The organism is Pseudomonas algeriensis (genome assembly GCF_048847255.1).
In the GTDB taxonomy this organism is placed as follows: Bacteria; Pseudomonadota; Gammaproteobacteria; order Pseudomonadales; family Pseudomonadaceae; genus Aquipseudomonas.
In genome coordinates this window covers 1-20006 of sequence record NZ_JBKKRK010000011.1, presented here as the reverse complement: position 1 = coordinate 20006, position 20006 = coordinate 1, and the positions used below count along the sequence as shown (strand labels likewise).

Genomic DNA, 20006 nt, shown 5'->3' with positions numbered 1-20006 from the left:
TGACCTGCGGGTCGCGTCCAGCTTCACCCACCTGTCATCCTGTTTCCTCTGCCCGAGAATCAGGAACGGGATGGCCGACGGCCCCGAAAGGGGCTGCACGCGACGCTTTCATCAATAACAAGCCCAAGCGGAGTACCACAGATGGCGTTCTTCACCGCAGCCAGCAAAGCCGACTTCCAGCATCAACTGCAAGCGGCACTGGCGCAGCACATCAGTGAACAGGCACTGCCACAAGTGGCGCTGTTCGCTGAACAATTTTTCGGCATCATTTCCCTCGATGAACTCACCCAGCGCCGGTTGTCCGACCTCGCCGGCTGCACCCTGTCCGCTTGGCGCCTGCTTGAGCGCTTCGACCACGCGCAACCGCAGGTGCGCGTCTATAACCCCGATTACGAACGCCACGGCTGGCAATCGACCCACACCGCCGTCGAAGTGCTGCACCATGACCTGCCGTTCCTGGTGGATTCGGTCCGCACCGAGCTGAACCGTCGCGGCTACAGCATCCATACCCTGCAAACCACCGTCCTGAGCGTGCGTCGCGGCAGCAAGGGCGAGTTGCTGGAGATCCTGCCGAAGGGCACCCAGGGCGACGACGTGCTGCAAGAGTCGCTGATGTACCTGGAAATCGACCGCTGCGCCAACGCCGCCGAACTCAACGTCCTGAGCAAGGAGCTTGAGCAGGTGCTGGGCGAAGTGCGCGTCGCCGTGGCTGATTTCGAGCCGATGAAAGCCAAGGTGCAGGAAATCCTCGCGAGCCTGGACAACAGCGCCTACGCCACCGACGCCGACGAAAAGGCCGAGATCAAGAGCTTCCTGGAATGGTTGGTGGGTAACCACTTCACGTTCCTGGGCTATGAAGAGTTCGTGGTTCGCGACGAAGCCGATGGCGGTCACATCGAGTACGACCCCGAGTCCTTCCTCGGCCTGACCAAATTGCTGCGCGCCGGCCTGACCGCCGAAGACCTGCGCATCGAAGACTACGCCGTCAACTACCTGCGCGAACCGACCCTGCTGTCGTTCGCCAAGGCCGCGCACCCGAGCCGCGTACACCGTCCGGCCTACCCGGACTACGTATCGATCCGCGAGATCGACGCCAACGGCAAGGTCGTCAAGGAATGCCGCTTCATGGGCCTTTACACCTCCTCGGTGTATGGCGAGAGCGTGCGGGTCATTCCGTACATCCGCCGCAAGGTCGAGGAAATCGAACGTCGCTCGGGCTTCCAGGCCAAGGCGCACCTGGGCAAGGAACTGGCCCAGGTGGTTGAAGTGCTGCCCCGCGACGACCTGTTCCAGACCCCGGTGGACGAGCTGTTCAGCACCGTCATGTCGATCGTGCAGATCCAGGAACGCAACAAGATTCGCGTGTTCCTGCGCAAGGACCCGTACGGCCGTTTCTGCTACTGCCTGGCCTACGTGCCGCGTGACATCTACTCCACCGAAGTTCGCCAGAAGATCCAGCAAGTGCTGATGGATCGCCTGAAGGCGTCGGATTGCGAGTTCTGGACCTTCTTCTCCGAGTCCGTACTGGCCCGCGTGCAATTGATCCTGCGGGTGGACCCGAAGAACCGCATCGACATCGACCCGCTGCTGCTGGAAAAAGAAGTCGTGCAGGCCTGCCGCAGTTGGAAGGACGACTACGCCAGCCTGGTCATCGAGAGCTTCGGCGAAGCCCAGGGCACCAACGTGCTGTCGGATTTCCCGAAAGGCTTCCCGGCCGGCTACCGCGAGCGCTTTGCCGCGCACTCCGCCGTGGTGGACATGCAACACCTGCTGAGCCTGAGTGAAACCAACCCGCTGGTGATGAGCTTCTACCAACCGTTGGGCCAGGTCTCCGGCCAGCGTGAGCTGCACTGCAAGCTGTATCACGCCGACACGCCGCTGGCGCTGTCCGACGTGCTGCCGATCCTGGAAAACCTCGGCCTGCGCGTGCTGGGCGAGTTCCCGTACCGCCTGCGCCACACCAATGGCCGCGAGTTCTGGATCCATGATTTCGCCTTCACCGCCGCCGAAGGCCTGGACCTCGACATCCAGCAACTCAACGACACCTTGCAGGACGCGTTCGTCCACATCGTGCGTGGTGATGCCGAGAACGATGCGTTCAACCGCCTGGTGCTGACCGCCGGCCTGCCATGGCGCGACGTGGCGTTGCTACGTGCCTACGCCCGCTACCTGAAACAGATCCGCCTGGGCTTCGACCTCGGCTACATCGCCAGTACCCTGAACAACCACACCGACATCGCTCGCGAATTGACCCGGTTGTTCAAGACCCGTTTCTACCTGGCGCGCAAGCTCAGCGGCGACGACCTGGAAGACAAGCAACTGCGTCTGGAGCAAGCGATCCTCTCGGCCCTGGACGAGGTGCAGGTACTCAACGAAGACCGCATCCTGCGTCGCTATCTGGACCTGATCAAGGCTACCTTGCGGACCAACTTCTACCAGACCGACGCCAACGGCCAGAACAAGTCGTACTTCAGCTTCAAGTTCAACCCGCACCTGATTCCGGAACTGCCGAAGCCGGTGCCGAAGTTCGAAATCTTCGTCTACTCGCCACGGGTCGAAGGCGTGCACCTGCGCTTCGGCAACGTTGCCCGTGGCGGTCTGCGCTGGTCGGATCGTGAAGAAGACTACCGCACCGAAGTGCTGGGCCTGGTAAAAGCCCAGCAAGTGAAGAACTCGGTGATCGTGCCGGTGGGCGCCAAGGGCGGTTTCCTGCCGCGTCGCCTGCCATTGGGCGGCAGCCGGGACGAGATCGCGGCCGAGGGCATCGCCTGCTACCGCATCTTCATTTCGGGCCTGTTGGACATCACCGACAACCTGAAGGACGGCGCGCTGGTACCGCCGGCCAACGTTGTGCGGCATGACGACGATGACCCGTACCTGGTGGTCGCGGCGGACAAGGGCACCGCGACCTTCTCCGACATCGCCAACGGCATCGCCATCGACTACGGCTTCTGGTTGGGCGATGCGTTCGCCTCCGGCGGTTCGGCCGGCTACGACCACAAGAAAATGGGCATCACCGCCAAGGGCGCGTGGGTCGGCGTGCAGCGCCACTTCCGCGAGCGCGGCATCAACGTCCAGCAAGACAGCATCACCGTGGTGGGCGTCGGCGACATGGCCGGCGACGTGTTCGGCAACGGCTTGTTGATGTCCGACAAGCTGCAACTGGTCGCGGCTTTCAACCACCTGCACATCTTCATCGACCCGAACCCAGAGCCTGCCAGCAGCTTTGCCGAACGCAAGCGTCTGTTCGAGCTGCCGCGTTCGGCCTGGACCGACTACGACACCAGCATCATGTCCGAGGGCGGCGGCATCTTCTCGCGCAGCGCGAAGAGCATCGCGATCTCGCCGCAGATGAAAGAGCGCTTCGACATCAAGGCCGACAAACTGACCCCGACAGAACTGCTGAACGCCTTGCTCAAGGCGCCGGTGGACCTGTTGTGGAACGGCGGTATCGGCACTTACGTCAAGGCCAGCACCGAAAGCCACGCCGATGTCGGCGACAAGGCCAACGATGCACTGCGCGTGAACGGCAACGAATTGCGCTGCAAGGTGGTGGGCGAGGGCGGTAACCTGGGCATGACCCAACTGGGTCGCGTCGAGTTCGGCCTCAATGGCGGCGCCACCAACACCGACTTCATCGACAACGCCGGTGGCGTGGACTGCTCCGACCACGAAGTGAACATCAAGATCCTGCTCAACGAAGTGGTGCAGGCCGGCGACATGACCGACAAGCAACGCAACCAGTTGCTGGCGAGCATGACCGACGAAGTCGGTGGCCTGGTGTTGGGCAACAACTACAAGCAGACCCAGGCCTTGTCCCTGGCGGCACGCCGCGCCTTCGTGCGGATCGCCGAGTACAAGCGCTTGATGAACGACCTGGAAGCCCGTGGCAAGCTGGACCGCGCCATCGAGTTCCTGCCGACCGAAGAACAACTGGCCGAACGTGTCGCGGCGGGCCATGGCCTGACCCGTGCCGAACTGTCGGTGCTGATCTCTTACAGCAAGATCGACCTCAAGGAAGCGCTGCTCAACTCCTTGGTGCCGGACGATGATTACCTGACCCGTGACATGGAGACGGCTTTCCCGCCAACGCTGGTGAGCAAGTTCTCCGAGGCCATGCGTCGCCATCGCCTGAAGCGCGAGATCGTCAGCACCCAGATCGCCAACGACCTGGTCAACCACATGGGCATCACCTTCGTCCAGCGGTTGAAAGAGTCGACGGGCATGAGCCCGGCGAACGTGGCGGGTGCTTATGTGATCGTGCGGGATATCTTCCATCTCCCACACTGGTTCCGCCAGATCGAAGCCCTGGACCACCAGGTTTCCGCCGACGTGCAGCTGGAGCTGATGGATGAGCTGATGCGCCTGGGTCGTCGCGCCACGCGTTGGTTCCTGCGCAGCCGCCGCAACGAGCAGAACGCTGCCCGTGACGTCGCTCACTTCGGTCCGCACCTGGCGGCGTTGGGCCTCAAGCTCGACGAACTGTTGGAAGGCCCGACCCGCGAAGGTTGGCAGACTCGCTACCAGGCCTACGTGGCGGCCGGCGTGCCGGAACTGCTGGCGCGCATGGTTGCCGGTACTACGCACCTGTACACCTTGTTGCCGATCATCGAGGCGTCCGACGTCACCGGCCAGAACGCCGCCGACGTGGCCAAGGCTTACTTCGCCGTGGGCAGCGCGCTTGACATCACCTGGTACCTGCAGCAAATCAGTGCCTTGCCGGTTGAAAACAACTGGCAGGCCCTGGCCCGTGAAGCGTTCCGCGATGACATCGACTGGCAGCAACGGGCGATCACCATCTCGGTCCTGCAGGAAGGTGACGGTAGCCAGGACGTGGAAACCCGCCTGGCGCTGTGGCTCGAGCAGCATCGTGAAATGGTCGAGCGCTGGCGCGCCATGCTGGTGGACATCCGTGCCGCCAGCGGCACCGACTACGCCATGTATGCGGTGGCCAACCGCGAGCTGCTGGACCTGGCGCTGAGTGGTCAGGCGGTCGTGACGGCCAACTGATTCACCGTTGAATAAAAAGCCCCGCATCGAGAGATGCGGGGCTTTTTTATGGGTGATGTTCCAGCCCATGAAGGCCAGAAAGCTCTTGTGGCGAGGGGATTTATCCCCGCTGGGCTGCGCAGCAGACCCAAATCAGGCAGCTCGGTGGGCCTGTAAGACAGAGGCGAAGGCTTTAGGGCTGCTGCGCAGCCCAGCGGGGATAAATCCCCTCGCCACAGAAAAGCGCTGTCACACAGTGCTGCGTTCACGCAGCTCCTGCAACCGATCAGCCCCGCCTTCGGCTACGCGATTCTCGATCAAACGATCGGAGCCGCCTTCGGCTACGCGATTCTCGATCAGGCGATCCGATCCACCTTCAGCCAGCTGATGCGCTGCGTGGTCAGCGGCCGGCGCACCCTGGGCCGAGGCGATGTTTGACAGGCCGGCGCCGCCAACCAGGGTCAGGGCGATTGCCAGGGACGAGAGTTTCGAGAAGTTGATCATGGTAGTTCTCCTTGCGCTTGATTGAGTGGGCCAGTGCAGCGGGTGTGTGCTGCTGTCCGGTGTGTGCAGTTAAGCGCCCGGGTGTATCGAGGATGTGTGCCGCAAAGGACCGAAATCGGCGGATTCGTATCAATCGGCTGCTCCTATACAGAGCGATACAAAACGCATTCGAAAAATCCCTCGCCCAACCGGGAGGCTGCGGGGCGCCTCGCAACGGTGACCGATAATCGCACGGTAGTTCCGCCTGGATCGGTCATCCGGTCAAGCAAGGTTATTGACCGGATTAACTGGGTAGTACATTTTAGCGGTCACCCAGCCTTGCCATGTCCAGGCGAGGCCATAATAAAAACAGAGGATCCCCTCATGCGTGCCCGTCAACCGAACTTGTCCTCATTGCGTACCTCCCTTTGCGGTGCTTTCCGGAATATTCCAGCGTCGATCCGATAGCGCTCGCCCTGTCGCCGGCTACACGGCCGGTGTCTGGATCAACCTGGAGGTGTCAAGATGACAAAAGTCGTCGATCTGTATTTCAAGCTGCTCAAGTTGCTGATCGTGCTGTGCATGGTCGCGATGATCGTGCTGGTGTTCGGCAATGTAGTGCTGCGCTATGCCTTCAACTCCGGCATCAGTGTGTCGGAGGAACTGTCGCGCTGGTTCTTCGTCTGGATGATTTTTCTAGGTGCCCTCGTGGCGCTCAAGGACCGGGCGCACCTGGGCATGAACAGCCTGGTCAAGCGCTTGCCGCCAGCAGGCAAGCGTGCCTGCCTGGTCATCGGGCATCTGCTGATGCTCTACATTTGCGGACTGATCGTCAGCGGCAGTTGGCAGCAGGCGGTGATCAACCTCAACGTGGTCGCGCCGGCTTCGGGCCTTTCGATGGCGCTGTTCTACGCCGCCGGGCTGGTGTTCGGGGTCAGCGCCACGGCGATCCTGCTGTACGAACTGTACCTGGCATTGTTCGGCAAACTGCGGGATGACGATCCTTTGTCAGTCGAGGAAAGCGAAGCCGCCGGCCTCAACTCTGACACCCTCAAGAGTACCCGCCCATGACGTTGGCTATTTTTCTCGGGTCGTTGCTGGGCAGCATGGCGTTGGGTATCCCGATTGCCTTTGCCTTGCTGGTGGTCAGCGTCGCGTTGATGTTTTACCTGGACTTGTTCGACGCGCAGATCATTGCGCAGAATTTGCTCAATGGCGCCGACAGCTTTCCGCTGATGGCCGTGCCGTTCTTCATGCTGGCCGGCGAAGTCATGAATGTCGGCGGGTTATCCAAGCGCATCGTCAACATTGCCATGGCGCTGGTTGGGCATAAGCGCGGCGGCCTGGGTTACGTCGCGATCATTGCCTCCTGCCTGCTGGCCTCGCTTTCCGGTTCGGCGGTGGCCGATGCGGCGGCGTTGGCGGCGTTGCTGGTGCCGATGATGGTGTTGGCGGGGCACAACCGGGGACGTTCGGCCGGGCTGATCGCCGCCGGCAGCACCATTGCGCCAGTGATTCCGCCCAGCATCGGCTTCATCGTTTTTGGCGTGGCGTCCGGCGTGTCGATTTCCAAGCTGTTCCTGGCCGGTATCGTGCCGGGGCTGATGCTCGGCGTCGGGCTGGCCATCGCCTGGTGGTTGATCTCCCGGCGCGAGAACGTCGAGACGGCGCCCAAGCGTTCCCGTGCCGAGGTGCTACGCACGTTGCTCGATGGCAGTTGGGCGATGGGCTTGCCGTTGATCATCATCCTGGGCCTCAAGTTCGGCATCTTCACGCCAACGGAGGCAGCAGTGGTCGCGGCAGTCTATTCGCTGTTCGTGTCCCTGGTGATCTACCGGGAGATGAAGATCAGCCAGCTGTACGAAGTGATCCTGTCTTCGGCCAGGACCACCTCGGTGGTGATGCTGCTGGTGGCGGCGGCCATGGTTTCATCGTGGCTGGTGACCATCGCCGACCTGCCGGGCCAGCTGGCGGAACTGCTCGCGCCGTTCATGGACAACCAGACGCTCCTGCTGCTGGTGATGATGGCGTTGATCATCCTGGTCGGTACGGTGATGGACATGACCCCGACCATCCTCATCCTGACGCCGGTATTGATGCCAGCGGTGATCCAGGCGGGGATCGACCCGGTGTATTTCGGCGTGCTGTTTCTGATCAACACTGCGATTGGCTTGATCACGCCGCCCGTGGGCACGGTGCTGAACGTGGTCTGCAGCGTGGCGAAGCTGGAGTTCGAGGAAATAGTCCGGGGGGTCTGGCCGTTCATGATTGCGCAATTTGTGGTGCTGTTGCTGTTGGTGCTGTTTCCGCAACTGGTACTGGGACCGTTGAAATTCTTCACCGGCTGACACCGGTGCTCGCTGGCTCGACCTTTAAAAACAATAACGATCGGAGAGTGACATGGGAAAACTGATGAAAACCTTGCTGGCCGGGGCGTGCGCGACGGGCTTGCTGCTGACCGGCGTGGCCAGCCACGCGGACGAGATCCGTGAGCGGACCTTGCGATTCGCGTTCCAGAACGTCAAGGAACATCCCCAGGGCCAGGGCGCGCAGAAGTTCGCCGACCTGCTCAGTGAAAAGAGCGGCGGCAAGATAAAGGTCCGCCTGTTCCCTGGCGGAACCCTGGGCGGCGACGTGCAAACGGTGTCGGCATTGCAGGGCGGCACCTTGGACATCACCGTGCTCAACTCCGGCATCCTGGCCGCCCAGGCACCGGATTACGCCATGCTCGATTTCCCCTTCCTGTTCAACGACGTCAAGGAGGCCCATGCCGTCATCGATGGGCCGGTCGGGCAGAAACTGGCGGCACAGCTGGACAGCAAGGGGCTGGTAGGGCTGGGTTATTGGGACCTGGGGTTCCGGAACCTGACCAACAGCAAGCACCCGGTGACCAAGCTCGAAGACCTGCAGGGCTTGAAGCTGCGCGTCATCCAGTCACCGATCTACCTGGAAACCTTCTCAGCCCTGGGCGCCAACCCGGTGCCGATGGCGTTCCCCGAGGTGTACACGGGCCTTGAGCAGCACACCATCGACGGCCAGGAAAACCCGTTCACGGTGATCGAGGGCAACAAGTTCTACGAGGTGCAGAAATATCTTTCCGTCACCGGCCACATCTTCAACCCGCAGTCGTTGATCATCAGCCAGAAAACCTGGAACCGCCTCAACGACGACGAAAAGGCAATGATTCGCGCAGCCGCGGCCGAGGCGCAGACCTTCCAGCGTGAAGTCACCGAGACGAGCATGGAAAAGGCCAAGGCGACGCTGGCCGGTGCGATGACCGTCAATGAAATCACCCCGGCCGAGAAAGACCGCTTTCGCGAGCGCGTGAAGCCAGTCGTCGACAAGTTCGCCAAGTCGTTGGACGGGGATCTGGTGAAAATGATGTACGACGAAATCAACAAGGTGCGTGCCGCGCAGTGAGTTGAAGCACCCCCACGGACGGTCCATACGAAGGGCGCCCGGACACTGTCCCGGCGCCCTTCGTTTTGCCTGGGGGCGGATGACTTCGATGCGCAACCAGTACGGTCGCGGCGTCTCGTAGGCCCAACCTGATGTCGTTTGTGGAACAGTCATGGCCGGTCGATGTCACAGGCATGCCTCCAGACTTGTTAGGCTATGGCACTTACTCTCGTTTTCACTTGGAACAGCGGGGCTTTTCAGACCATCACGCGCGCGTGCGTGTTGCATAATCAAAGGAGGTTCACGTGGGTAAAGATCCTGTAGACGATCTATCAGGAAAATCCCAGACGCCCGGTACGGAGGGGATACCTGCCCCTAGCGGCGGGGCAAATCTCATCGAAACAGACTACGTCATCGGACAGGACAATTTCCGCGGTGAGTTTTCTTTCTCCCTGGACATCCATGGCAAGGTTTTCCTCATCTCTGCCGCCACCGTTTTGTTGTTCGTCATCGTGACGCTGGCGCTGCAAAATGAAGTCGAGCCGCTTTTCAGCGCCATGCGCGGATGGCTGACCCGGCACCTGGCCTGGTTCTTCATGAGCGCAGGCAATATTTTCGTTCTGTTGTGCCTGGCGTTGATCGTTTCGCCACTGGGCAAGGTGCGATTGGGCGGTCGCGATGCCACGCCCGATCATACCTATGTGGGTTGGTTCTCCATGTTGTTCGCCGCCGGGATGGGCATCGGGCTCATGTTCTACGGCGTAGCGGAGCCCATGTCGCATTATGCCGCCGCGATGGGGGGCGTGACGCTCGATCCCAGCGGGGTACGCACGGACTGGGCCCCCCTCGATGGCGCAGCGGGCGATATGAAAGGCGCTGCGGACCTGGCGATGGCTGCGACGATTTTTCACTGGGGTCTGCATCCCTGGGCCATCTACGCCATCGTGGCGTTGTCCTTGGCGCTGTTCTCGTTCAACAAAGGCTTGCCGCTGTCGATTCGCTCGATTTTCTATCCGTTGCTGGGGGAGCGCGTCTGGGGCTGGCCAGGGCATATCATCGATATCCTGGCGGTGTTCGCCACGCTGTTCGGGCTGGCGACCTCGCTGGGCATCGGTGCCGAGCAGGCCGCGGCGGGGATTGAACATCTGTTCGGCATTCCATCGTCCAACGTCAGCAAAGTGGTACTGATCATCGGTATCACGCTGATTGCCCTGTGGTCGGTTCTGGCCGGGCTGGAGAAGGGCGTCAAGCTGCTCTCGGAAATCAATATGGGCCTGGCGCTCCTGTTGCTGCTCTTCATCATCGTGGTCGGTCCCACCTTGGCCATTCTTACCGGCTTCTTCAAGAACGTGGTGACCTACGCTGAATACCTGCCCGCATTGTCCAATCCTTTCGGCCGTACGGACGCCGAGTTCACCCAGGGCTGGACAGCGTTCTACTGGGCCTGGTGGATCAGCTGGTCGCCCTTTGTAGGCATGTTCATTGCGCGGGTCAGCCGGGGCCGGACCGTCCGGGAATTTCTGATTTCTGTCTTGCTGGTGCCTTCGCTGGTATCGGTGCTGTGGATGACCACTTTTGGCGGGACGGCCATCGACCAGGCCACCTTGCAGGGATTGAGTGGGGTAAAGGATGCAGTGTTGGAACTTAAGCTGTTCGCGATGCTGGAGGCGCTGCCCCTCAAGGAAATTTCCTCGTTGCTGGGCATCGTGCTGGTGATCGTGTTCTTCATCACTTCGTCGGACTCCGGCTCGCTGGTAATCGACACCATCACGGCCGGCGGCAAGGTCGATGCGCCTGTGCCCCAACGGGTTTTCTGGGCTGTCATCGAGGGCGTGATCGCGATTGCGCTGCTGTTGGGTGGGGGGCTGGTCGCCTTGCAGGCCATGGCGGTTTCGACCGGGCTTCCCTTTGCCATCGTTCTGCTGCTGGGTTGTATTTCCCTGGTGAAGGGGTTGATGTCAGAACCGCGATCCTGATCGCCTGAAGATTGGCTGGGGCGAGACGCGCCCCAGCGTTCAATCCCAGAGCTGCCCGACCGCCACGGACGGGCTGTAATGGGTGGCTACCTGCGCTTGCAACAGCTCGGCCGTGGCCAGTGCATCGGTCAATGCATGGTGGGCGTGATAGGTGGGCAGTCGATAACGCAGACGCGTATCGGCCAGCCGGATGGAGGCCGGTGGCCGCCGCAACAGCCGGTCCAGCCAACGGCGACGACCCCTGACCCGCCATGCCTCCAGCTGCATCGTATCAATGACCGGAAACTGCAGGCCCTCTCCAAGGTGACGCCGAAACGCCTCGTCCAGAAAGTCGCGCTCGATGGCCCGGTAGTGCACCACCATGATTCGCCCCGCCAATGCTTCCAGCAGGTTGTCCATGATGTCCGGGAATCGAGGGGCATGACGGATGTCGGCATGGGTAATGCGATGGAATGTCACCGACTCATGGGTCAGCGTGGAAGGTTTGATGACCCAGTACAGGGCTTCGCCGCAACGTATTCGCTTGAGGGTGAAAGGCATCAGGCCAATGCTGACGATGCTGTTGCTGCGGGCGTTCAAACCAGTGGTTTCCAAGTCCATGGCCAGCAGTTCCACTTGTTCCAACGCGGTCTGGCCGTCGATCACCCCTGTCTGGTAGAAACGCTGCAGCAGGGGATGGCGTGCTTGTCGCGCCAGTTGTTCGAAGCGCGCCGCCCAGTCCGGCATCGTCCGTTCGGTCGCTACTCGTGGGGCGTTCATCGGGATGGCCGGGCGTGACCGGGGTAGCGGAAACGCAGGAATTTCTGGGCATTGCTCAACACCTGGAAGGCTTCCTTGAGGTTGTGCCGCTCAGCGGTTGAGAAGCGCTCGGGCTCGATGTAATTATCCGGTTTGCGACCCTGTTCGATGGCATCGACCTGGTGCCGTATGCGCACCATCGACAGGAACTCCAATGCGTAGCGCAGATGCTCGATGGCCTCGGGTGGTACCCATTGCGTTTGGCCGATGGCATCGAGCCGATCGAATGAATTTTGCGCCGTGGTGCCACACGCCAGCGCGTGGATGCGGATCAGGTCGGTGAGGGGCGCCGTGCCACGGCCCTTGAGGTTGATGATCTGTTTTTGTTCCCCATCCGTTTCCATGACAAATGTGCGAAAGAAACCCAGGGGCGGCGTGCGATTCAATGCGTTGCGCGCCATCGCCGCTAGGAAAGCCGGAGTATCCCTGGACTTCTGCGCGCAAAGCGTCTTGAGCGATTCGACCATGTCCAGCGCGCCATAGACCCCGTCCAAGTCAAAAAAGATGCAGCTGTTGAGCAGGGTGGCGGCGTTCGGTTTCTCGATCCACTGGCTGAAATAGCCACGCCACACTCGCAATGGCTGGCGCCACTGGACGTTGGTCGCCATGATCCCGCCCTTGCAGTAGCTGTAGCCGCATTGGGCGAGCCCGTCGCTGACGAACGCAGCCAGCTTGCGAAAGTAATCGTCATGCAGCGCTGGGTCGAAACGATCGTCCAGCACCAGGGCATTGTCCTGGTCGGTGACAAGCAATTGTTCGTCACGGGCCATCGAGCCCAGCACCATGAAGCAATACGGAACCGGTGGTGGTCCCAGTTCGCGTTCGGCCAGTTCAAGCAGGCGCTGGGTGAAGGCACGGCCAATGCCCGAGATGGCGCTGCCGATCATGTGGGCGGTCGCGCCGTCGCGGACCATGCGAATGTAGGTCCCGCGTAGGTCGCGCAGTAATGAGCGAAGACCCTCGACACTGGTCTGGTTGGAAATACTGTTCACCAGGTACAGGCTGCTCTGAGACTCGTGTCGGATGATGTCCGACAGATTGATCAAGCCCAGCGTGCGGCCCTTGTGCATCACCGGAAGGTGATGGATGTTGCTCCTGAGCATGCACAGCATCGCCTCGAACACCGAGTCATCGGCCTGGATGGCCACCGGGTCGATCGACATCACTTCGCCGATGGTGGTTTCGCCGCTGCGGTTGGCGGCCACAACGCGGGTGCGCAGGTCCCGGTCGGTCACGATGCCGAGCATCTGCTCGGGGTGTTTCCCGGCTGGCTCAAGGACCACGACACAGGAAACGCTTCGTTCGGTCATCAACTGTGCGGCTTCCCGGACGCTGGTTTGCGGCGTAACCCAGACCAGATCCCGGGAAATCAATGCTCGGGACTTGAGCTGGATCAGCTCGCTCGCACGGCCTTGGGCCTCGACGGCTGACTTGAGCCTGGAATGCCCCTCGGCTTCGACGAAGTCGGCGAAACTGTCGTGCCGCTCGCATAACTGGGCGAATACATCCGCCGGAATGAAATAGATCAGGCTGTCTTCCAGGGCCTTGGCCGGGAAGCGCACCCGGTTGCTGCGCAGCAAGCCCGCCTGGCCAAAGATATCGCCCTCGACCAGCCGGTTGTACAATTCGCCGCTTCGCCGATAGATCTCGACCGCGCCACTGCGTACGTAGTGCAGGTCATGGATGGCCGCACCTGCTTCGAGGATCGGGCTTGAGGCCTTGAAATACGCGACTTCGACGCGCCGGGCAATTTCCTCCAGGGTCTCCTGGGGAAGGGCATCGAATGGCGGAAAACGATGAAGGTGCTCACTGATTTCCAATAATTCGATCTGCATGGGGCCTCGTGACAGTTCTGTTTGAAGGCCCAACATGCCAGACCATGGCGCCGCACACAAACCAGGGAGCGTGTACGGCCACCGCTTCGTTATTGGGCTTGGGGCACGGCCAGCCACTGCCCGATGACTTTCTGATAGCTGCCGTTGGCCTTGCTCAGGTGCAACCACTGGTCGACGTACATCTTCCAGGTGTTGTCGTCACGGGGCAGCAGATAGGCTTTCTCGCCATATTGCAGGTAGCGGGTCGGGTTGACGGCGCACAGGCCCGGCTTGAGTTTCTGCTGGTAGAGCGCTTCGGAGGCATCGGTGATCATGACGTCGGCGCGTTTGTCCAACAGCTCCTGGAAGATCGTCACGTTGTCATGGAAGGCGAGCTGGCCCTTGGGCAGGAATGCCCGCACGAAGGCTTCGTTGGTGCCACCGGCCGGCTCGACGAGGCGCACCGAAGGCTGGTTCATCTGCTCGATGGTCTGGTAGCGCGACTGGTCTTCGCAACGCACCAGCGGGATCTTGCCATCCACGTCCAGGGTGTTGCTGAAATAGGCTTTCTTCTGTCGTTCCAGGGTCACCGAAATCCCGCCCATCCCGATGTCGCACTTGCCCGCCAGCATGTCCGGCATCAACGTTTTCCAAGTGGTCTGGACCCATTGCGCCTTGACGCCCAGGCTGGCGGCCAGCGAGCGGGCCATGTCGATGTCGATGCCTTCGTATTCCCCCGATTCGGCCTTGTAGGTGTAGGGCTTGTAGTCGCCGGTGGTGCACACGCGCAGTTCACCTTGCTGGATCACTTTGTCCAGATGCGAAGCCGTTGGTTCGGCCAGGGCGCTGCCGCAGAATGCCAACAGGCCAAAGAGCGTCATCGTGCTTGTTATGGTTTTCATGGGATGGGACGTCTCGCAAGGGAAGGGGACAAGACGGGGGAGTGTAGTAAAACTGCCGGCGGGCTGTCACTGGAACGTCGACGCGAATGCTCAGCCTGCCGTGCTCTCGCACGCCTGGAGGTTTTTCAGGTAGGCGCAGAACATATCTGCCATGGCATCGGCATAGCTCTGGACTTCTTGCCGAACGCGAGGCGTTGCCGAAAACCGTTTCCCCACGGAGCTGAGGGTGGCGATGATCAGCTCACCGGCCAGGGCGCGGGTTTGCATACTCGCGTCCGGCAGCACTTGCTGCATGAACGCATCCACCGATGCCTGCACTGAAGTACGTGCCGCCTGGTGCTCAGGCGCATCCCGATAAAGTGGCGCAGCGTCGTTGAGCGCGACGCGAATCTGCGCTTCGTCGCACTCGGACTGGATGAACGCCTGCACAAGGGTTCGTAACCGCGAGAGGGGCGGCGTGGAGGGATCTTCCAGAATGTCTCGCAACATATCGCTGGTCTGCCGCCATTCATCACTTTGCAGCCGAAACAGGATCGCTGCCTTGTTCGGAAAGTACTGATACACCGATCCGACGCTCACACCCGCTCGCTCGGCAACGCGGGCAACGGTGAAGCGTTGGGCGCCCTGACTCGCCAAAACCTGAACAGCCGCTTCGAGGACTGCCGCCACAAGCTCGGTGGACCGTGCCTGTTTAGGCTGCTTGCGTGAGGAAATCTGCGGGCTTGGGCGATCGGACATGGCGGCATCGGCCTCGGAAAAGGAATGCGAATAGGAAATACGACGGATTATTCGTATCTTGAATGCGACTAATTGATCGCATTTTAGGCGGCTGCGCAAGCGGCATTCAACTTCACTTCGCGTCCCTTTCCATGGGTAGGGTTATGACTCAAGAAGATATTCATCCGGGTGCCTCTGCGGCGCCCCCGGCAGCCGTCGAAACCAATCCGGTATTCAAGTTGTTGCCGCTCACGTTGACCGTGTTCATCGGCTTTCTCACCATCGGCATGCAACTGCCAGTTTTGCCGCTTCATTTGCACGACACGCTGGGGATGGGCACGTTGGTGATTGGCCTGGTAGTGGGTGCACAGTTCGCCGCGGCGCTGCTGTCGCGATCCTGGGCCGGCAATTTCGCCGATCTGCGCGGTGGCAAGCGCGCGGTCATGGTCGGGCTGGTGACGGCGGCGGTTTCCGCTTTGGTCTATCTGCTGTCCCTGGCGTTCGTCGCTACGCCGGTGTTGTCAGTCTGGCTGTTAGTAGGCGGTCGCGTGCTGCTGGCGATCGGTGAAAGCCTGATCGTCACCGGGGCGTTGGGGTGGGGCATCGGTCTTGTAGGGGGGCAGCATGCCGGCAAGGTCATGGCCTGGAATGGCATTGCCATGTATGGCGCGTTCGCCCTGGGCGCCCCGCTTGGCGTGGCGCTCGATTCGGGTTGGGGATTCATGGGCATCGTTGTGGCGTCGGCGTTTATTGCGCTGTTGGCCTTGGCGGTTGTCGCCGGCGTCCGCGGCGTAGCCCCTACGGCGACCCGGCGCACACCGTTCTACAAGATGTTCGGCGCGGTATGGGTTCCCGGCATGGGCCTGGCGTTTTGCAGCGTCGGCTTTGGTGTCGTCACAGCATTCATTGCCTTGTTATTCGCGGCCAGGGATTGGGGCAACGCTTCGCTCGCGTTCACGGCGTTCGGTCTGGCCTTCATCAGCGCGCGGCTGTTGTTCGGGCATCTTCCAGACAAGATCGGTGGCGCGCGTGTCGCATTGGTCTGCGTCGTGATCGAGGCCGTTGGGCTGCTGCTCATCTGGGGCGCCGATACGGCATTCATCGCCTATCTCGGCGCCGCGTTTACCGGCTTCGGTTATTCCCTGGCGTTTCCCGGTTTTGGCGTGGAAGCAGTGCGGCGTGCTCCGCCGCAGTCACGTGGCCTCGCCATGGGCGCCTATGTTGCCTTCCTCGATATTTCCCTGGGCATGACCAGCCCGCTGGCTGGTGTGCTGGCCAGTGGTTGGGGCATCGAGGCGGTTTACCTGGGCGGTGCTGTTGCGGTTGCGTTGTCGTTCGGGGTGGCCTTGATGTTGCTCCGAAGTCGGGAAATACAAGTTCAATACAAATCCTGAGCCTTGTTCAGGTTATAGAAGACTTTCTATCTCGCTTTTCCAGACAGGAGCGTTGCTCATGCACGTATTCGTTACCGGTGCCACGGGCTGGGTTGGGTCGGCCGTGGTGCAGGATTTGCTCGGCGCCGGGCATCAAGTCACCGGCCTGGCCCGTTGCGAAGAAAAGGTTGCCGCGCTCGCCGCCACCGGCGCGAGAGTAATTCAAGGGACGTTGGATGATCTGGATGTCCTGCATCACGCAGCTTTGGCGGCGGATGCGGTAATTCACACCGCGTTCAATCATGATTTTTCACGATTTGCCGAGAATGCCGAGCAAGACCGCCGTGCGATTCTGGCATTGGGCGGCGCGTTGCAAGGCTCCGAGCGACCTCTATTGGTGACCTCGGGCTTGTTCGGATTGACCCGGGGCGCCAGTGAGCTGGAAGTGGTCAGCCCGGCCTCGCCCCGCAAGTCCGAGGCCACGGCGAGGGACCTGGCCGAGCGCGGTGTGCGCGTGGCGACGGTACGGTTGGCGCCATCTGTCCATGGCGCTGGCGACTATGGATTCGTACCGATCCTGATTCGTCTGGCCCGTGAGCAGGGCGTATCGGCTTACCCCGGCGACGGTAGCCATTGCTGGTCGGGCGTGCATCGGCTGGATGCGGCACGGGTCTATCGATTGGCGCTGGAGCAGGGCGTGACCCAGTCCGTCTACCACGCCGTTACCGACGAGGCCGTGCCCTTCAAGGAAATTGCCCACGCGATAGGACGTGGGTTGGGGGTGCCGATCGAGTCCCGAGAGCGCGAGCATTTTGGCTGGTTCGCTCACATGGCAGGCGCGAACATGGCGGTATCCAGTGAATACACCCGCGGTTTATTGGGTTGGGTGCCGAGCGGGCCGGGGTTGCTGGATGATCTTGAACATCCTGGTTACTACATCAGCGCGGAATGATCCCGTGGTCGATCGCGTATTTCACCAGGGCCGCGGGCTTGTCGATGTTGAGCTTGCGGCGGATGCTCAGGCGGTGGGTTTCGACGGTACGGACGCTGATGTCCAGCTCGCGGGCCATTTCCTTGTTATTGAGGCCCTCGACCATTTTTTTCAGTACCTGGGTCTCGCGCGGCGTCAGCTCGCTGTCGGTGTTCGGGTCGGTGACGAGGCGCTGGGCAATCTCGGCGGTGTAGAAGGTGCCGCCGCTGATGATGGCTTCGATGGCCGCGATGATTTCCTTGGACGGTGAGTTCTTCAGGACATAGCCGCTGGCGCCGGCGCGCACCGATTCGCTGACGTACTCATGATTGTCGTACATGCTCAGCATCAGGATCTTCAGGCGTGGGTGTTGCTTGCCCAGCAGCCGGGTCAGCTCAAGGCCGTTCATGTCCTTGAGGCCGATGTCCATCAACAGAAGATCCGGCTGGCAGCGTTCGACCATTTCGATGGCCTGTACACCATTCTCCGCTTCGCCAACCACATCCAGCCGGGGCATGACGGACAGCAGGGCGCGGATGCCGTCCCGGACCAGGGAATGATCGTCGACCAGGGCGACGCGTATGGCTGGAGACAGGGTCATCGACAAGGGCTCTTGTTGAATTCAAGGCGCATCAGCTTTCCGTGGTGGACATGGTCATGGGCAAGAGGATATCCAGTTCGCTTCGTCCTGGCACCGATGTCATGTCCAGCCGCCCGCCGAAATGCTCGACCCGTTCGCGGATATTACGCAAGCCGATGCCCGTATGGCCGCGCTCGACCTGTGGAACGTTGAAGCCCATCCCGTCATCCACAACGGTCAGTCGCAAGGACTGGCCGGAGCCGAACAGGGTGATGGCGACACGCTTCGCCCCGGCGTGACGCTCGATGTTGGTCAGCGCTTCCTGGGCGATGCGAAACAGCGAGACCGGTGCGCCGTTTTCCAGGCGACAGTCGAATTCGTTGCTTCGGTAGGACACTTCCAGGCCGCTGCGTTGCTCGAATTCGGCCGCAAGCTGGCCTATGGCGGCAGGCAGGCCCAGGGTGTCGAGCAAAGACGAGCGCAGGTCGTGGGAGATGCTACGGATTTCACCGATGGCTTCACCCAGTCGGTCCGTGGCGTTTTTCAAGATGCCCACTCCATTTTCCTGGCCGTTCTCGATGACGTGGCTGGCCAGCTCGAACTGGAACTTGATCGACACTAACAGTTGGCTGATGCCGTCATGCAGTTCACGGGATACCCGGGAGCGCTCTTCCTCTTGCAAGCTGACAATGCGCTGGTTCAAGCGCTGCAGTTTCTTGTCGGCCAGGCGATGCTCGCTGACGTTGAGGGTAATGCCGCCGGCGAACACCAGCAGCACTGCGATCAGTGCAATGGCGGCGATTGCCTGCATCGTGGTGTGGATGCCTTGGGCCACTTCGGCGCGGGCTTGTTGGGTGGCACGCTCCACGTCCTCCAGGTAAATCCCGGTGCCGAGCATCCAGCCCCAGCGATCGAGCATCACGACATAGGCCAGTTTGTCGGTCACCTGGCCGGAGGACGGCTTGTTCCAGGCATAACGCTGGAAGCCTTCACCCGATTCGGCGCTCTTGAGCAACGCCTGGATGACGGGCAAGCCCTGGGGATCTTTCATGTCCCAAAGGTATTGCCCGACCAGTTCCGACTGCCGGGCGTGCATCAGGCTGCGACCCTGGCGGTCGTACACGAAGAAATATCCGTTGATACCGAAGCTGAGCTTGCGCAGCTCTTCCAGTACCTGCTGCTGTGCCCGCGCGTCGCCCTGGCCGTTGTCATACAGCGGCGCGATCAGGCTCTGCGCCATCTCGACGTAGTTCTTCAATTCGGCGCGCTTGCTCGCCAGGATGCTGTCTTCGATCAGTTGCGCCTGTTGATCACCCAACTGGCGGTTGAGCGAGATGACCAAGGCACCGATGACAGCAATCGCCAGGACCAGCGGCAGGATCCCGAGAGCAACGATTTTGTGTTTGAGCAGCATCTTTACTCCAGTCCGGGCGCGGCGGGGAGGCGAATGGCGGCATCATATGCCAAACCTGTGCGCGCGGCATAAGACCTGTGGGAGCGAGCCTGCTCCGGGCGGCGATCCGACGAAGGCGATGGGGCAGTCAAATCATCATTAACTGACACGCCGCTTTCGTCGGATCGCCGCCCGGAGCAGGCTCGCTCCCACAAGGGAATCGGGGTTCTACGTAGTACTACGGATTTATTTATTGACGGCATGCAGGGATATTGGGCCGGCTCCGAATAGCCGGGGCACACTATAAAAACAATCGCCGCAATCCATTGGATATCGGCAGGAGACACGCAATGACAACCCGTCTGGTTAAACACCTCGCCTGGTTTGCCGTGGCTGTTCTGGGAGCTTGTGCGCTGAGTGTCGTGGCCTTGCGCCGCGGAGAGCCGATCAACGCCCTCTGGATCGTCGTCGCAGCCGTGGCCATCTACCTGGTCGCCTATCGCTACTACAGCCTCTTCATCGCCAACAACGTGATGCAACTCGATGCGCGCCGGGCCACGCCTGCCGTGCTCAACAACGATGGCCTGGACTACGTCCCGACCAACAAGCACA

Annotated in this window: 15 protein-coding genes; 8 read left to right on the top strand and 7 right to left on the bottom strand. The window is 61.2% G+C overall.

The window, feature by feature from the left end; all coding sequences use genetic code 11:
* Window positions 1-141 precede the first annotated feature (141 nt).
* Complete coding sequence (locus tag ACLK1G_RS17255) at window positions 142-5010, top strand: NAD-glutamate dehydrogenase (RefSeq protein WP_420766522.1); 4869 nt, start codon at window positions 142-144, stop codon at window positions 5008-5010.
* Between the two features lie 228 nt (window positions 5011-5238).
* On the opposite strand, the gene ACLK1G_RS17250 is transcribed toward ACLK1G_RS17255, so the two are convergent.
* The gene (locus ACLK1G_RS17250) at window positions 5239-5493 is read right to left on the bottom strand and encodes a phage infection protein (RefSeq protein ID WP_420766521.1); all 255 of its coding nucleotides are present in this window, start codon (window positions 5491-5493) and stop codon (window positions 5239-5241) included.
* Between the two features lie 504 nt (window positions 5494-5997).
* Here ACLK1G_RS17250 and ACLK1G_RS17245 point away from each other — a divergent pair.
* The 4 genes from ACLK1G_RS17245 to ACLK1G_RS17230 all read left to right on the top strand — a co-directional run bounded on the left by ACLK1G_RS17245 (window position 5998) and on the right by ACLK1G_RS17230 (window position 10847).
* Window positions 5998-6543 (top strand): TRAP transporter small permease, encoded by a 546-nt coding sequence (locus ACLK1G_RS17245; RefSeq protein ID WP_420766520.1) that lies wholly within the window; start codon window positions 5998-6000, stop codon window positions 6541-6543.
* Window positions 6540-7820, top strand: a complete 1281-nt coding sequence (locus tag ACLK1G_RS17240; protein WP_420766519.1) for a TRAP transporter large permease subunit — start codon at window positions 6540-6542, stop codon at window positions 7818-7820. Before ACLK1G_RS17245 ends, ACLK1G_RS17240 begins: the two co-directional genes overlap by 4 nt.
* Before the next feature lie 52 nt (window positions 7821-7872).
* Window positions 7873-8892, top strand: coding sequence for a TRAP transporter substrate-binding protein (locus tag ACLK1G_RS17235; protein WP_420766518.1), 1020 nt, complete (start codon window positions 7873-7875; stop codon window positions 8890-8892).
* A gap of 284 nt (window positions 8893-9176) precedes the next feature.
* On the top strand, window positions 9177-10847 hold the full coding sequence (locus ACLK1G_RS17230) for a BCCT family transporter (protein ID WP_420766517.1): 1671 nt from the start codon (window positions 9177-9179) through the stop codon (window positions 10845-10847).
* Window positions 10848-10886: 39 nt separating this feature from the next.
* Here the strand turns inward: ACLK1G_RS17230 and ACLK1G_RS17225 are convergent, their stop codons facing one another.
* From ACLK1G_RS17225 to ACLK1G_RS17210, 4 genes are all read right to left on the bottom strand, one after another.
* Entirely contained in the window at window positions 10887-11606 is a 720-nt protein-coding gene (locus tag ACLK1G_RS17225; RefSeq protein WP_420766516.1) for a 3'-5' exonuclease, read from the bottom strand.
* The gene (locus ACLK1G_RS17220; RefSeq protein WP_420766515.1) at window positions 11603-13480 is read right to left on the bottom strand and encodes a DUF294 nucleotidyltransferase-like domain-containing protein; all 1878 of its coding nucleotides are present in this window, start codon (window positions 13478-13480) and stop codon (window positions 11603-11605) included. The genes ACLK1G_RS17225 and ACLK1G_RS17220 overlap by 4 nt, the downstream gene beginning before the upstream one ends.
* Before the next feature lie 89 nt (window positions 13481-13569).
* Window positions 13570-14361, bottom strand: a complete 792-nt coding sequence (locus tag ACLK1G_RS17215; protein WP_420766514.1) for a transporter substrate-binding domain-containing protein — start codon at window positions 14359-14361, stop codon at window positions 13570-13572.
* Between the two features lie 90 nt (window positions 14362-14451).
* On the bottom strand, window positions 14452-15099 hold the full coding sequence (locus ACLK1G_RS17210; RefSeq protein WP_420766632.1) for a TetR/AcrR family transcriptional regulator: 648 nt from the start codon (window positions 15097-15099) through the stop codon (window positions 14452-14454).
* A 143-nt stretch (window positions 15100-15242) separates the two neighbouring features.
* Here ACLK1G_RS17210 and ACLK1G_RS17205 point away from each other — a divergent pair, with 143 nt between their 5' ends.
* Entirely contained in the window at window positions 15243-16472 is a 1230-nt protein-coding gene (locus tag ACLK1G_RS17205) for an arabinose transporter (protein WP_420766513.1), read from the top strand.
* Between the two features lie 58 nt (window positions 16473-16530).
* Complete coding sequence (locus tag ACLK1G_RS17200) at window positions 16531-17403, top strand: SDR family oxidoreductase (protein ID WP_420766512.1); 873 nt, start codon at window positions 16531-16533, stop codon at window positions 17401-17403.
* Here the strand turns inward: ACLK1G_RS17200 and ACLK1G_RS17195 are convergent.
* Both ACLK1G_RS17195 and ACLK1G_RS17190 read right to left on the bottom strand, forming a co-directional pair.
* Window positions 17390-18022, bottom strand: coding sequence for a response regulator (locus ACLK1G_RS17195; RefSeq protein ID WP_420766511.1), 633 nt, complete (start codon window positions 18020-18022; stop codon window positions 17390-17392). The genes ACLK1G_RS17200 and ACLK1G_RS17195 overlap by 14 nt on opposite strands.
* Window positions 18023-18053: 31 nt before the next feature.
* Window positions 18054-19415 (bottom strand): cache domain-containing protein, encoded by a 1362-nt coding sequence (locus ACLK1G_RS17190; protein WP_420766510.1) that lies wholly within the window; start codon window positions 19413-19415, stop codon window positions 18054-18056.
* Between the two features lie 329 nt (window positions 19416-19744).
* Here ACLK1G_RS17190 and ACLK1G_RS17185 point away from each other — a divergent pair.
* Window positions 19745-20006, top strand: a 262-nt coding sequence (locus ACLK1G_RS17185) for a carbon starvation CstA family protein (protein WP_306110013.1), incomplete at its 3' end; no start/stop codon positions are given.

Excerpts from the sequence above, each read along its gene's own strand:
- ACLK1G_RS17255 (WP_420766522.1), top strand. The coding sequence starts at position 142 with ATGGCGTTCTTCACCGCAGCCAGCAAAGCCGACTTCCAGCATCAACTG.
- ACLK1G_RS17190 (WP_420766510.1), bottom strand. The coding sequence starts at position 19,415 with ATGCTGCTCAAACACAAAATCGTTGCTCTCGGGATCCTGCCGCTGGTC.
- ACLK1G_RS17215 (WP_420766514.1), bottom strand. The coding sequence starts at position 14,361 with ATGAAAACCATAACAAGCACGATGACGCTCTTTGGCCTGTTGGCATTC.
- ACLK1G_RS17210 (WP_420766632.1), bottom strand. The coding sequence starts at position 15,099 with ATGTCCGATCGCCCAAGCCCGCAGATTTCCTCACGCAAGCAGCCTAAA.
- ACLK1G_RS17235 (WP_420766518.1), top strand. The coding sequence starts at position 7,873 with ATGGGAAAACTGATGAAAACCTTGCTGGCCGGGGCGTGCGCGACGGGC.
- ACLK1G_RS17205 (WP_420766513.1), top strand. The coding sequence starts at position 15,243 with ATGACTCAAGAAGATATTCATCCGGGTGCCTCTGCGGCGCCCCCGGCA.
- ACLK1G_RS17225 (WP_420766516.1), bottom strand. The coding sequence starts at position 11,606 with ATGAACGCCCCACGAGTAGCGACCGAACGGACGATGCCGGACTGGGCG.
- ACLK1G_RS17250 (WP_420766521.1), bottom strand. The coding sequence starts at position 5,493 with ATGATCAACTTCTCGAAACTCTCGTCCCTGGCAATCGCCCTGACCCTG.
- ACLK1G_RS17245 (WP_420766520.1), top strand. The coding sequence starts at position 5,998 with ATGACAAAAGTCGTCGATCTGTATTTCAAGCTGCTCAAGTTGCTGATC.
- ACLK1G_RS17240 (WP_420766519.1), top strand. The coding sequence starts at position 6,540 with ATGACGTTGGCTATTTTTCTCGGGTCGTTGCTGGGCAGCATGGCGTTG.
- ACLK1G_RS17220 (WP_420766515.1), bottom strand. The coding sequence starts at position 13,480 with ATGCAGATCGAATTATTGGAAATCAGTGAGCACCTTCATCGTTTTCCG.
- ACLK1G_RS17200 (WP_420766512.1), top strand. The coding sequence starts at position 16,531 with ATGCACGTATTCGTTACCGGTGCCACGGGCTGGGTTGGGTCGGCCGTG.
- ACLK1G_RS17195 (WP_420766511.1), bottom strand. The coding sequence starts at position 18,022 with ATGACCCTGTCTCCAGCCATACGCGTCGCCCTGGTCGACGATCATTCC.